This window comes from Pseudomonas sp. AP19 (assembly GCF_001728855.1).
Taxonomy (GTDB): Bacteria; Pseudomonadota; Gammaproteobacteria; order Pseudomonadales; family Pseudomonadaceae; genus Aquipseudomonas; species Aquipseudomonas fluorescens.
Genome location: NZ_LXJP01000007.1, coordinates 133,232 through 146,357, shown reverse-complemented (window position 1 = coordinate 146,357; position 13,126 = coordinate 133,232). Strand labels below are relative to the sequence as shown.

10 protein-coding genes are annotated in these 13,126 nt (G+C 59.8%); all 10 read right to left on the bottom strand.

Features of this window, described 5'->3' with window-relative positions:
• Positions 1–7: 7 nt before the first annotated feature.
• The 10 genes from A7D21_RS08290 to tssH are packed head-to-tail and all read right to left on the bottom strand — an operon-like array spanning position 8 to position 13,119.
• Positions 8–850 carry a serine/threonine-protein kinase gene (locus A7D21_RS08290; RefSeq protein ID WP_069551448.1) on the bottom strand — a complete coding sequence of 281 codons (843 nt, stop codon included), beginning with the start codon at positions 848–850 and terminating at the stop codon, positions 8–10.
• A complete protein-coding gene (locus tag A7D21_RS08285; protein ID WP_069551447.1) occupies positions 847–1,578 on the bottom strand; it encodes a PP2C family serine/threonine-protein phosphatase in 732 nt (243 codons plus the stop codon). Before A7D21_RS08285 ends, A7D21_RS08290 begins: the two co-directional genes overlap by 4 nt.
• Positions 1,575–4,952 (bottom strand): type VI secretion system membrane subunit TssM, encoded by a 3,378-nt coding sequence (gene tssM, locus A7D21_RS08280; RefSeq protein WP_069551446.1) that lies wholly within the window; start codon positions 4,950–4,952, stop codon positions 1,575–1,577. The genes A7D21_RS08285 and tssM overlap by 4 nt, the downstream gene beginning before the upstream one ends.
• A gap of 15 nt (positions 4,953–4,967) precedes the next feature.
• The gene (gene icmH / locus A7D21_RS08275) at positions 4,968–5,834 is read right to left on the bottom strand and encodes a type IVB secretion system protein IcmH/DotU (RefSeq protein ID WP_256556034.1); all 867 of its coding nucleotides are present in this window, start codon (positions 5,832–5,834) and stop codon (positions 4,968–4,970) included.
• A gap of 5 nt (positions 5,835–5,839) precedes the next feature.
• Positions 5,840–7,168, bottom strand: coding sequence for a type VI secretion system baseplate subunit TssK (tssK, locus tag A7D21_RS08270; RefSeq protein ID WP_053256385.1), 1,329 nt, complete (start codon positions 7,166–7,168; stop codon positions 5,840–5,842).
• A 1-nt stretch (position 7,169) separates the two neighbouring features.
• A complete protein-coding gene (gene tssJ, locus A7D21_RS08265; protein ID WP_069551445.1) occupies positions 7,170–7,652 on the bottom strand; it encodes a type VI secretion system lipoprotein TssJ in 483 nt (160 codons plus the stop codon).
• Positions 7,653–7,657: 5 nt separating this feature from the next.
• On the bottom strand, positions 7,658–8,833 hold the full coding sequence (gene tagH, locus A7D21_RS08260) for a type VI secretion system-associated FHA domain protein TagH (RefSeq protein WP_069551444.1): 1,176 nt from the start codon (positions 8,831–8,833) through the stop codon (positions 7,658–7,660).
• Positions 8,834–8,847: 14 nt separating this feature from the next.
• Positions 8,848–8,979: a hypothetical protein gene (locus tag A7D21_RS08255; protein WP_053256388.1), complete on the bottom strand. Its 132-nt coding sequence runs from the start codon at positions 8,977–8,979 to the stop codon at positions 8,848–8,850.
• 58 nt (positions 8,980–9,037) lie between these two features.
• Positions 9,038–10,567 (bottom strand): sigma-54-dependent Fis family transcriptional regulator, encoded by a 1,530-nt coding sequence (locus tag A7D21_RS08250; RefSeq protein WP_069551443.1) that lies wholly within the window; start codon positions 10,565–10,567, stop codon positions 9,038–9,040.
• Positions 10,564–13,119: a type VI secretion system ATPase TssH gene (gene tssH / locus A7D21_RS08245; RefSeq protein WP_069551442.1), complete on the bottom strand. Its 2,556-nt coding sequence runs from the start codon at positions 13,117–13,119 to the stop codon at positions 10,564–10,566. The genes A7D21_RS08250 and tssH overlap by 4 nt, the downstream gene beginning before the upstream one ends.
• Positions 13,120–13,126: the final 7 nt, after the last annotated feature.

Below are 13,126 nucleotides of genomic sequence, written 5' to 3'. Positions count from 1 at the left end.
GTCCAGGCTAGCTAAACCAGCGTCGGCGAGCACGCGCCATGACTTCGCCCAACTCCTCGACGCTGATCGTTCGGCGCTCAGGGTCCACTGCCAACGCCGCGCGTAACGCCGACCAGCACTGTGTCGGCAGTTGCCGAGGGCAGCACGGTCGTTCGGCGTCTCGACGCTCACCGAGACGTTTCCCATGGGCCAGTTCATACAGCACGCTCGCCACCCCATACAGGTCAGTGCTCGTGGTAAGCGCACCGCCCGCCAACAACTCCGGGGCGGCATAAGCAGGGGTCCACGCGTTGAACCTGCCCCGACTCAAACTCGGCAGTCCTGCCGCAACGGGTATCGGCGCATGCCCGAGGCCGAAATCGAACAAACGTACGCCCTCCTCACCCACCATGATATTGACCGGCTTCACATCGCCATGCAGCACGCCCTGTCGATGGACGTAAGCCAGGGCACTCAGCAACTGCACAGCCAAGGGCTGCAGCTCTCGCCAGGGTAAGCCGCCCGGACACTCCAGCAGCAGCCGGTCCAGGGTCATACCTTGCATCAACTCCATGGTGAAAAAAGCGATCTGGCTGCTGATATCCACCTCGAACGCAAACACCCGCACGACATGCTCATGTCGCAGGCTGCGGGTCAGGGCAAACTCGCTGTAAAGCAGCACATGAGCATCGGGGGCCAGCGTGAGACGCTCGCCAAGCACTTTGATTGCCAGATGGGCGCAGGGCTCGCCAAATTGTTCGTGCAACAGGTCGCGCGCACGGTAGACCACGCCCATGCCTCCCGCGCCCAACTCTCGCTCAAGGTGATAACGCCCAGCCAGCAAGGTGGGCGTGCCCGTCCCGGTGTTCATGAGCGCACCACCACAGCCGTCAGGTCATCCCGCGCGGGCCCTTGCAACACCGCCGTGAACAACCGGTCCACGACCTGTTGCGGCGTGCCTTTATCCAGAGCGCTGCCAAGCTCGACATGCGTCAATCCCTGGTACACGCCATCGCTGCACAACAGAAAGACGTCGCCGGGGTGTGTGCTCAGCTCCAGCACCTCAAGTTTGAGCGGATGCCGGGCCCCGACTGCGCGTGTCAGTGCTCTAGAGTCAGGATGAGCCTGGGCCTGCGCCAGGCTCAACCGCTGTTCATCCATCAATTGGCGCAGCAAGGAATGATCTCGCGACAGCTGATACAGCCGTTGGCTTCGCCACAGGTAACAACGGCTGTCCCCCGCCCAAATGCACGCGGCTCGACGCCCATCCAGCAGCAATACCACCACGGTACTGCCCATGGTGTCGTCGCTGCCCTTGGCAGTCGGTCGGTCTTCACCGCCCAAACGCCGGCTGAGCCTTTGCAGGCATCGCCGAACCGCTTCGATACGCTGGTCAAACGTGTCTTGGGCCGGCAACGCGGCAAGACTGTCGACCACCGATTGGCTGGCCATGTGCCCGGCCCGATGCCCGCCCATACCGTCTGCCACCACCCAGCAACCTTGCTGCGGGCAATCCAGGAACGCATCCTCATTGCGCTGCCTGGCCTTGCCTCGTTCGGAGCGCGCGGCACTGCTTGCAGGCGATGTCGGTGGAGTCATAACTGCTCCGGCAATCGGAACGTACGCCACGTGTCCAACTGAAATGCGCTGGGTACACGCTGGCTGACCAAGACATAGTTGGCACGCAAACCGCCGAGATCCGACTTGAGTATCTGCGCATCCCGCCCACTGGCAGGCTCGCGTTGCATCAAATCAAAGAACCGGAACAACGACCAGGCCCCGCTGTTCTTCTCGATGCCCAACGGCCGCTCCGCTCCTCGCTCCAAAACCAGGCTGCTTCGACCATTGTCCACCTCGCTCGGCCAGTGGAACGCCACGGGCACGATCGGCCCATGCCGGTATTCCAGCTGCTGCCCGCCAAAACTCAGGACCGACCGACTGACCGCCTGGTCCAGGCTGTAGGGTGCCAGCGTAAACCGAACCGCCATCTCGCCTTGGTCTTCAGCGAAAAAGCCCCGGCGGATGATCTGCGCTTTGGACAGTTGCTCCAGTAACGATCGTGACATCGGCAGGCTTCGGCCATCCAGGCCACGCAACCGGTAGCGTCCCCCCTCAACGCTGACAAACGGCCGCAGGTAACTTTCCTGGAACTTTGCCAGCACACCTTGTGGGTTGAAAAAGGCCTGAAAATCGCTCAGGGCAACGTCACTGCCCGCGTGAGCATTGAACGGGTAACGCTGGCGAATCGCCTTGGCATACAGACCGTACACTTCACTCTGATAATGTTGGTTCACATGCCGATAAGCATCATCAAACAAGTGTCGCCAACTGTCATCGGCAAGGCCTTCGATCCAGCCTTTGAGTGGCAGCGGCAAGCGCGCAGCGATATCACGCAATTGTCCCAACCCAGGCTGTTGCCCTTCCATGCGTTGCTTCACCATCTGAAAAGCTGCCCGCTCCGGTGAGCCCTCACGGTTCAGCGCCGCCAGTTGCAGGTGTATCGCGTCAAGCTGACGCAATGCCAGGGTCAACTCCGCCCCCGGGTTTTGCTGTTCATCAAGCAACTGATGCAGGGGCTCGAAGCGACGCTGCAACGCGCGTCTCGCGCCGTCATCACCGGCAAGGTTCGGCAGTTGACCGGCCAATACATGACCAACAGCCGACCGAGCGATTACCGCCGCATCAACCGCCTCGCGGGCCACGGCTGCCAAAGGGGCGCCGACGTCCAGCAAGCGGGTATTTTCACGCACCTGCTGTAACAGCAACACCAACGGCGACTGCGCCGATGTCAGGCTCGCCAACTGGTCGGTGTTTTGCCTAAGACTCTCGGTATCAAGCAACCTGATGCGCCCCAAGGCATTGCTCCAGACGTCGGCATACTCACTGAAATAGCGCTGTTCCAGTTCGATCATTAACCGACGCAAATCCATCACGCTGAGGTCGGTGGCCTGCCCCAGCACCCAGTTATCCTGGACAATCGCATTGATCAGTCGAGGCCCCTGCTTGTCGAAATACTGCACATAACGCTTGCTGTAGAATCCGGGAATAGGTTGGTCAGGCGCAGTAAAAACCGTACCGCCCGTTAGACGGTAGGGCTCCAGATTCAGCGCTTGCTCGCGTAACACGCGATACACCACGTCTGCCAGCGACTCGCCACGCAGCGCCTGGCGAGCCTGGGCCACCAATTCATCATTGAGTGTCGCTACAAACGGTTGCTCAAGCAGCCGGCCGAAGTGTTCATCCAAGCGGACCTGCACCGAGGCCTCACCGGCAAAGCGCTCGGACCACAGGCTCGCTACACGCTCCGCCAGCCAACGCGTATCACGGCGCTCGCGCAGGTTAAGCATCAGGTACGCGCGCAAGTTGTCCAGCAACCGCTCGCGATCCCCAAGGCTGGACCGCACTTGCTCTTCGAGCACAGACACGGTTTGGGCCATTAACTGCTGCAGAGCGTCGTTATAAGCACTGACCAACAGTGGGCGAGTCACTTCGCCCTGGAATAACCCGGCTCGCGCCAACACGCGCGCTTCTGCCACAGGCGGAAAAACCCGAGTCGCCGCCAGGCGCTTATCCAAAACAGGCAATAAGACCAGGGTCTGGTCCACACCTGCCTCGACCGGCGTATCGGTCTTAGCGAGCTGCGCCAACTCTTCCAAACGTTGATGGTTGAGCGAATAGCTGTGCATCCAGAGCGCGCCCGCTACGCCGATGACCAGTGATGTTGCGATCGCCAACCCCGCCTGCCGCCAACGAATTCGGCGATATTCCTGGGTATCGAGCCCCGCGAGTTCGGCTTCGGCGAAAATCACCTGGTTGAACAGGCCTTTTACAAAGCGTTCGCGCCGCTCACCCGCACTGGTCAGATAGAACCCCCGCAAACCGTTGATCCGCTGATTGCGATGGGCGGAAAATGCCACCTCGACAAACAGGCATAACCGTTCGCCAATGCGCGAAACCTGCTGCGGAAAATCAAGCATTCGGCCACGGCGTTCGACATTGCGCTCCTGGTGCAAGCGCACAATAAGCTCACCACTCAGCCGCTGCAGCAACGCCTCGAATGCCTGACGCACCTGCGCCATTTGGACACCGGTGCCGCTGACGGCGACGAGCTCACCCAGCACGCCGTCCGCAACACTGCCGTGCGGCGTATCAAAAAACTCGCTAAACCCCGGTATTCGGTCAGCGTGGGTCAGCACCAAATAGATCGGGATATCGACATGCAGCGTCTGCTGAATATCTTGTAAGCGGCTATGTACATGCCGTGCGTGGCGTTCCAGATCATGCTCATTGCTGCCCAGCAAGGTGTCCACCGATAACGCCACCACCACGCCATTAAGTGGCCGCACTCGGCGCCTGGACTTGAGCAGGTTCAGCAATGTCGTCCAACCTGCGGCGTCGACAGAGCTGTCGGGTTGGTCCAGATAACGCCCGGCGCACTCGATCAGTACGCCTTGATCAGCCAGGTACCCGTCACAGTAAGCAGCCCTGCCTAGCGACCTCGACCCGGATTGATCCGGCGGTAGCTGCACTCCGTTCGCGGCCAACAAGCAGGTCTTGCCACTGCCCTGCTGCCCGATCAGCAAGTACCAAGGCAGCTCGTTACGCGAGCGTGCGCTACGCCCAAGGTAACGCTGAGAGGTTTTCAAGGTTTGCAGCGTTTCCTTGAATCGGCCGCGCACGTGTTTCCGTTCATTCTCTATCAGCCCCAGATGTTGCGTGCGTGTCTGGTTGTCGAGTGTTCCGGCCCGGGCAGCCTGACGAGCACCCGCGATGACCATCGCCAGGCCCCACAGCAAAAACAACCCACTGATACTCAAAAGTCGGGCGGTAGAGCTTTGCCAGAACCGGTGGTCATCCACGGCCAGCAGCGGCCCAAAAAACCACACCACGGTTGCGCCGGACAGCACCAGCAACAAACTCCATACCCAAACTCTGCGCAGCACGGCGCCCGCGCCCTTGAAGAATGCGTTCATTCAATATTCCCAGCGTTACAAGGGCGTCAGAGTCAGTTCCGGCGCCGAAGATTTAAAAAGTTGCAACACACTTGCTCGCTCTTGCCCGAGCACCCAGGCAGCGCCCGAATACATCGCCAGCAAAGCGACCACACCGAAAGCCACAAACCAGCGGGCGGGGATCATGCGCGGACGCTTACGCCGTGCCTGCACCGACCGGGGGGCGAACATCGACAGAGAGGGAGAGTCGCCCCGGACATGCCTTATCTGTCGATACAAGGCATCTCGTACCTCTTCAAGCTGGACCTCTCCCCGCGCCATAACTCTGTATTTGCCTTCGAAACCCATCGACAGGCACAGATACATGAGCTCCAACATCGCCAGGTGCTTGACCGGATCACGGGAGAGGCGCTCCAGCAGTTGGAAAACCTTTTCGCCGCCAAAGGTTTCGTTATGAAAGCGGCTCAACAAACTTATCTTCGACCAGTCGCTGCGACTTCCCCATGCCGTAGTGACTACCGCTTCATCAATGACGCTGCACAGGACATAGCGTGCGGACACCACCTGACCGCTCTCCATGCCCTCGTGCAGGGCGCGGGCTTCGAAGCGGGTGATGCCTGCGGACAGGCGATCATTGAGTGTCTGCAGGTTTTCCCGACCAGCGCTGCGCTTCATTTGGAGCAGCTCAGACAGCGCATCCCAGGCAGCGGCTACCAGAGGGTTAAGGCCCACATTGAAAGGTTGCGCGCCTTGTACAGCGGCGGCATAGATCATTCGGTCCTCCAGTTGCTCAAAACGCGGGGGTGAGAGGAAGTCGGTTATCGGCCCCTGAGCAGGACCGTGGCCGTCACGATCAAGCAAGACGGTTTTTTCATCCTGCGGGTATTCACTTTCCATATTCATGATGTTCAATTCCTGATTGCCCAGAAGGTCAGCTCCAGCTCGGTAAATTCGCCGCCGACATGGAACGCAAAACCACCCGATTGCTCCAGCTGCACAACATCACGGGCACTGAGTTCAAGCATGAAATAGGTTTTACCGGCGTGAAACGGAATTTGGCGTGGCGCCACCGGCATCGGCTTTACCTTGATACCGGCAAGGTGCAGATTGACCAGTTCGCGAATGCGCTCCACAGGCCCAATCTTGAGATGGGCCGGCAACCGGTGGCGAAGCTCTTCAGAATCGCACTGAGCAGCGACCGCCAGGATGAATGTCGCGGTGCCCAGCAGCTTGAGATCCGCCACCGGGCAGACCATCACCCCGTACTGGCGTTGTTGCAGCACCAATTCCACAGCATGCTGCTCAAATACCATCGACAGCACGGTGCGCAGCCCCGCCATCAGCCCTCGAAAGCTTGCGCCTTGGTCGCCATGCAGGTAACGCACGTCAAGATTGGCGCGCTTGCTGTCACTGGCGAAAGTCGATAGCTCGCCCAATATCGACACCATCTCGCGATACAGCATTTGTGTCGGCACTTGCGCTTGGGTCAGGTAGTGACGCAACACCGGCTCGGTCCGGTTGATCAGTTGCAGCATCAGAAAATCTGCGACCTGCGCACCTGCGGTCACGCTGTTACCGCAAATACGCTCGGCAATGGCATCGCCACGGCTGGCCAACAGGCTGATCACTTCCTTGAGGCACGACGACACAAAGCAAGAGCCCTGTACATAAATGAACGTCGGCACAAAATCCGTATCCATTCTGACCCCCTCTTCGCAAGAGGCGTCCAATACCTGGGCAATCTTCAGCTTCACGTAGGCTTCATCACCAGGGTTGTCACCCAGCAACAATCGTAAATCAGGACGTGCACAACTGATCCGGCAAAGAGCGTCCAGCCCGGCATTCGAGTCACCGACATCGATCTCGCAGGCAATGTAGCGTGCCAACACATCGGGTTCACCCTGCGTTCGGGTTTCAACCTGGTTGTTGGTCGCCATCGGCAATGCGAGGTAAACCGATTGCTTTCCCGAGTTGGCCGGGACTTCCAGCACCAACGGCGCCATGGCGGCAGTCAGTTCGAAAAGACTGCCATCCGGTAAAACGCCGCTGGCCTGGTTGACGACCAGCTTGCCCAGGTTGAGGTACTGCAAGTCGACGTCCAGTGCCAGGAAACCCCAGGCGTCACTGCCAAGCAAGCGGGTTCGGTTGAGCTGCTGGTTGTAGTAACGGTCGTTGTGCTGCAGGTGCTGGGGGCGCAGCAACATGCCTTCCTGCCAGATGACTTTATGAACCGGCATGTCAATTCTCCACCACGCCAACGATCGGTTCGGCAACGCGAACACCCGACTGGTCGAGCACCAGATGGGCTCGCGTAACGTGCTGCGGGGCCAGCGGCACCACCCATCGCCATTGCACGTGGGGCAAGTCACGGTAAGCCGCCACCACCCCCACGTAACGACTTTGTGGTTCGCTCCTGAGCTTGAGATCCACCTGCTCGCCGGGACGCAACTCCAGTTCCTCGCTGTTCACCCAGTCTTTGGGCAGCGCCTGCTCGGCACGCCCATAAAGACTAAAAAAATCTGCGTGTTCGAATGCGACCGGATGCTTCAGCTCCAGCAGGTGCACCACCACTGGCGAAGGACGCCCATGCAGGTCAGGGTTAACCTGTTCGGTGGCTGTCAACGTCAGGTCCAGCTTGGTTAACGTGGAAAAGGGTGACACGCTGCTACAACCAACCAGCAGGCTCGATACAATCAACAGGGGTAAGGCGACACGGGGCATGACTATCATCCTGGGTATCCGGCGAATAACGCCGAGGCCAGGCGTACCTGCTCCTCATACGCCTTGGCAAAGTCGCCGTGCAAAGGCCGTGCGCTCAGCGTTTCTTCGTCGATCAGCCGTTGGTAATGACGCTGGTAGGCCCGCCAACGCGCCCTGTCGCTGAAGAACCTCGGCGCTTTGTCATGGCGCTCAAAACTGAGCAGCAGGTCGCCAGGCGCAAACGCCGCCTGTTGAGTACGCATCGCCGTGCGACACGCAACCAGCAAAGCAACCTGATGCACTTGCAATTGCCGATGGAGCTGAGCAATGACCGCCTCGGCGCTGCATTGCTCCGGCTCGTTCATCTCCAGCAACGATGCCAAGGCTGCGCTGATGCCCGCACTGTGTTTAAAACCGTTCGGGATCTTGATTGAAGCGCCAATACCCAGGTTCCACTCATTGCTCAGCTCATCGTGAGTGTGCAGGTTCTGTTGCAGCCCACTGATAGCGTGCCTCAGCAAACTCGCCACCTTGATCGCCAACGCCTCACGACCAGAGACATCCAACGTGACACCCAACGCTTCGGCAAACTGCGTCCAGAACGCTTCATCGACCGGGGCCGAACGCACGGCAGGCAGGATGGGCGCTATCACGTCGTCGAAAGTGTCCGCCGGTGTCGGTATAACCAGATGATCCTGTTCCACTGAACCGCGATACATGCCTGCCTCGGGAGCGCCTGCGGTGTCTTTCAATGCATCCAGTTCACTCGAACACACTGCATGCATCTGCTCGCGGTCCAGCTCGTGAACAGGGTCCAAGCCCAGATAGGCATCGTCGGGTATCACCCTGCTCTCGGCGAACAGCCCTTGACGATACGATGCCGTTCGCTCATTCAGTCGCGCCCTGACAGCGAATGGCCCCAATTGGAAGACATCCCCATCAACGATCAATCGCGCCTGGCCCTTTTGCAGGGCCTCGCCGCTGCTCAACTGGCAGATACCGTTGCTGCTGATATCCGTCAGGAAATACCGACCGTCACGATAACCAACCAGGCCGTGGTGGCTGGAAAGCAATCGGCTCGGATCTGGGATAATCCAGTCGCAGCCTGCCCCACGGCCGACGACGCCGCCAATACCGTCAAACACCTTGCGTGTTGGCGGCTCAACACTCCCGGCGTCACACACTTCAAGCACTAATTGCATGGCACGCTCCCTTTTCATTGGCCGCGACGGGTCGCTTGGGGGTCACCCAAAGGACGATAGTCAGCATCATCAAACACGTAGTTGGCGTTACAGCCGGTCAACAAACACAGCACAAGCACCACGACTTGCCATGGACGGTCAGGCATCAAATTTCCCCCAGAAGATAAGGCCGGCGGCGAATCGCAGCGGCCACAGGTACGCCATTCAGCATTCCCCACGGGACGCGCTGACAGGGATGTTCAAACTCGCAAGCCGGTAGAGCAGCGTGCGACGTGCGACCCCAAGTTCACGTGCGGTCCGCGTTCGATTACCACGGTTCTTGTGCAGGCAATCGATCAGAAATACTCGCTCTACCCGCTCCAGGCGCTGGCGCAGCGTTGCTTCGACGACTGCGTGAGCAGGCGCCGACGGCAGCAACAGATGGGCAGGCAAAATCACACCGTCATCGCAGAGCAACACTGCGCGTTCCACCAGGCATTTGAGTTCACGGACATTGCCCGGGAACGCATGACTGGAGAGCTGATCAAGCGCAGCGCTGGACCAACTGACCAGCGGCTTTGCGAGCGCTGCACACACACTTTCAGCGAAGTAGCGTGCGAGCAGCAGCACATCCCCGTCCCGCTCCCGCAAGGCCGGCAACGGGATTGGGAACTGCGCCAACCGGTAATACAGGTCTTCGCGAAAAGTGCCCTGGCTGACCATTGCCTTCAGGTCGCGGTGCGTCGCGGCGATGATTCGGACATCGACTTTGTGGGCGGTATTGGCACCCAGCGGGCGCACCTCGCCCTCCTGCAAAACCCTCAGTAGCTTGGCCTGCAAGGACAGTGGCATATCGCCAATTTCATCCAGTAGCAGTGTGCCGCCGTGGGCCGCGTCAAACAGCCCCGCATAGTTACGCTCCGCACCGGTAAACGCGCCTTTGCGGTAGCCGAACAGTTCACTCTCCAGCAAGCCCTCGGGAAACGCCGCGCAGTTTTGCACCACAAACGCCCGCGCACTGCGCGGGCCTGCTGCGTGAATGGCGCGCGCTACAACCTCCTTGCCGGTCCCCGTTTCACCACTCAACAGAACGGTAAACGGTGTATGCAAGACCTTGTCGATCAAGCGGCAAGTCTCATCCATCGCCGTGCAGTTGCCGATCAAGCCGTAGGCGTCGGTAGCAGGTGTGCTGCGCTGGAGAGCAGCAGTGACTTGCCCTGATTGTTTATGCCGCCACAGGGCTAACTGGCTGAAGGTAAAGCTACCCAGTTGGCCCAACGATGCGGCGTAGCCCTGCAATTGCGCCGGATACTGGCTGGCATACAGCAGCACACCACACACTGCCTTGCGCCGATTGAACAGGGGCACGCATGACAGCGAGTGCCAAGGCAGGGCCGCCTCAGGCAGGAAACAGCGGTCATAGGCGCTGTTGCGCAGTTCATCAATGGTCAGGGAACGATGCTGGTTCAGGACATAATGCAAGAGCTGTTCATTCTGAAAGTCCACGCTTGCTGCCAGGGAATCCAGTGATGACGCCCCGGCAAAATGCTGAGCTATCAACCCAAGCTGGCCGGTCGTTTCATCTTGCCAGTACAGTTGGCAAAGTTCGCACTGGCTCAGTTGCGCAACCGCCGTGACACAAAGGTCTGCCAGCGTCGAGTCATCACTCTCGGTCCCCAGACGGGTGAACCAGCTCAGCAAGCGGTCGGCGTAGACCAGAGGATCAGGCAACTGGTTAAACAGACTCTCCATCATTGGCTGAACTCACAGACCGGTACGCCGTTGCCATCCAGCGCTACATGGGTCATTGACACACACTCGCCAATGGCCATCGCACTGAGTAGACGATCCACAATGGGCGGTAGCAGATGGGACTCGATCCAGTGGTCGATGTACCGCGCACCACTGTCATGGTGAAGGCAGCGCTCGACCATGTGTGTAACCAGCTCGGGGGTATGGCTGAACACCAGCTTGCGCCGGTGCAGCCGTTGAGCGAAACGCTCCAGCTTGAGGCTTACCACGTCGCGTAGCCGTTCGCCCGCAAGGGGGTAATACGGCACAACGCATATACGGGCGAGCAAGGCTGGCTTGAAGTGGGCGCGCAACACTGGGCGAATCGCTTCTTCCAGGACCGCTGAATCAGGACGAAAGCCATCGGGGCACAGAGCCGTGATGCAATCGCTTCCCAAGTTGGACGTCATCAGGATCAGCGTATTACGGAAGTCGATTTCACGGCCTTCACCGTCATTGGCCAAGCCCTTGTCAAAGACCTGGTAAAACAGGTTCAGCACTTCCGGATCCGCCTTCTCGATTTCGTCGAGCAGCACCACTGAATAAGGGCGTTGGCGCACCGCCTCAGTCAGCACCCCGCCCTCGCCGTAACCGATGTAACCGGGCGGCGCTCCGATCAAGCGGGACAAGGCGTGTTTCTCCTGGTATTCCGACATATTGAGTGTGGTGATGAATTGCTCGCCGCCATACAGCAACTCCGCGAGTGCCAGGGCCGTTTCGGTTTTTCCGACACCACTTGGACCGACCAGCAAAAACACGCCCACGGGTGCCCCGGGGACGTTGAGGCCCGCAGCCACAGCACGCAGATTGCGGTCAAGAGCCTGCACTGCAGGTGCTTGCCCCAGAATTCGCCTGCCCAAGGCATCGGCGAAACCCAGGACCCTTTCACTGTGCTCAAGGGCCAGCTGTTCAACGGGAATACCGGTCCAGCCACTGATCACCTGCGCCACCACCCGTGGGCATACCTCATGGTTCAGCCGCCGCCGCTCACTCAGCGCCTGGCGTCGTTCGGCCGTTGGCAACTCAACGTGCGCAAGCCCCTCCCCTGCACTGCACGCATCAACCTTTGGCTGACGCGAAGAGAGTGTCCGCTCGGCCAGGGCTCGTTGTTGAGTCCAGCGGTGTTCGGCTCGCTCCCGTTCAAGCTCAATGGCTTCCAGACGTTGGATCAGCGCCTGCAAGGCCTGCTCGTCAACAGGCAAACCTGCGTCGCTATCCCGCTCGAGCGCCACGCGTTGCCGCATGCCCTCTGCCAACTCGGCACACAAACGCTGCAACGGTTCCGGCGGCGCTGTCAGGCTTATACGCACCTGAGCGCAGGCCGTGTCCAATACGTCCACGGCCTTGTCCGGCAACTGGCGTCCTGCCAGGTATCGAGCGCTCATCTGCGCTGCCGCCACGACTGCATCGTCACGTACGTAAACGCCATGGCTGGCTTCATACACTGGGACAAGCCCACGTAAAATGGAGATCGCCGCCGCCACGCTCGGCTCGGCCACCCGTACCGGCTGGAAACGCCGCGCCAATGCGGGGTCCTTTTCAATGTATTGTTTGTATTCGGACCAGGTCGTGGCCGCGATCGTGCGCAACTGTCCGCGCGCCAGGGCTGGCTTGAGCAAATTGGCAGCGTCGCCTCCGCCCACCTGAGCGCCAGCGCCCACCAAGGTATGTGCCTCGTCGATAAACAGGATAACGGCCTGCGATGAGGCGTTGACCTCGTCGATAACGCCTTTTAGCCGCCGTTCGAACTCACCCTTGATGCTCGCGCCGGCTTGCAGCAAGCCCATGTCCAACGTCAGTATTCGTACGCCCTTGAGTGGCTCCGGCACCTGTGAGGCAACCACCTGCAGAGCCAGCCCTTCGACGGTGGCTGTTTTACCCACTCCGGCGTCTCCGACAAGAATGGGGTTGTTCTTGCGCCGACGCACGAGGATGTCGATCAACTGGCGGATTTCCGCGTCTCGACACAGAACCGGGTCGATGCGTCCTTCGCGAGCCTGACGCGTCAAATCGTGGGTAAAGCGCTCCAACAGCGACTCACCCTGTGGCGAAGGAACGGCTTCCAATCGCTGGTTCAACACACAGTCGCGCACACGTTGCGTGTCCAAGCGACTCAATAATTGCTGATAAGCACTGCCCGCGTGCTGCAACGGATGGAGCAGGAGCGCCAGCAATAATGCCCCCTGGTCAACCTCGACTTGCCCCAATTCAAGGTGGGCAACCATTAACGCCTGTTGTAACCACTGCACGAGTGTCGCGGCAAACACCGGACTGCGCGATGCGCCTTGCTCCCCGTTGAGCAGCAACAGGGCCTGCAGCTCGGCGGGGGCAATCTCCGCGTCCGCCAGCGCCCTCACCAAAGGACCATTGGGGTGCTGCAGCAGCGTCTGCAGAAGGTCCTCGACCAGCACCTCCTTGCCGCCGCGCGCCACACATCGCTCGGCTGAACGCTCCAGGTCGAGGCGAGTCGCCGCCGTCAATGTGCGGATCAATTGTTGCAGGTCTACATTCATCATAATCATC

Excerpts from the sequence above, each read along its gene's own strand:
- A7D21_RS08290 (WP_069551448.1), bottom strand. The coding sequence starts at position 850 with ATGAACACCGGGACGGGCACGCCCACCTTGCTGGCTGGGCGTTATCAC.
- A7D21_RS08285 (WP_069551447.1), bottom strand. The coding sequence starts at position 1,578 with ATGACTCCACCGACATCGCCTGCAAGCAGTGCCGCGCGCTCCGAACGA.
- tssM (WP_069551446.1), bottom strand. The coding sequence starts at position 4,952 with ATGAACGCATTCTTCAAGGGCGCGGGCGCCGTGCTGCGCAGAGTTTGG.
- icmH (WP_256556034.1), bottom strand. The coding sequence starts at position 5,834 with ATGAATATGGAAAGTGAATACCCGCAGGATGAAAAAACCGTCTTGCTT.
- tssK (WP_053256385.1), bottom strand. The coding sequence starts at position 7,168 with ATGCCGGTTCATAAAGTCATCTGGCAGGAAGGCATGTTGCTGCGCCCC.
- tssJ (WP_069551445.1), bottom strand. The coding sequence starts at position 7,652 with ATGCCCCGTGTCGCCTTACCCCTGTTGATTGTATCGAGCCTGCTGGTT.
- tagH (WP_069551444.1), bottom strand. The coding sequence starts at position 8,833 with ATGCAATTAGTGCTTGAAGTGTGTGACGCCGGGAGTGTTGAGCCGCCA.
- A7D21_RS08255 (WP_053256388.1), bottom strand. The coding sequence starts at position 8,979 with ATGCCTGACCGTCCATGGCAAGTCGTGGTGCTTGTGCTGTGTTTGTTG.
- A7D21_RS08250 (WP_069551443.1), bottom strand. The coding sequence starts at position 10,567 with ATGATGGAGAGTCTGTTTAACCAGTTGCCTGATCCTCTGGTCTACGCC.
- tssH (WP_069551442.1), bottom strand. The coding sequence starts at position 13,119 with ATGATGAATGTAGACCTGCAACAATTGATCCGCACATTGACGGCGGCG.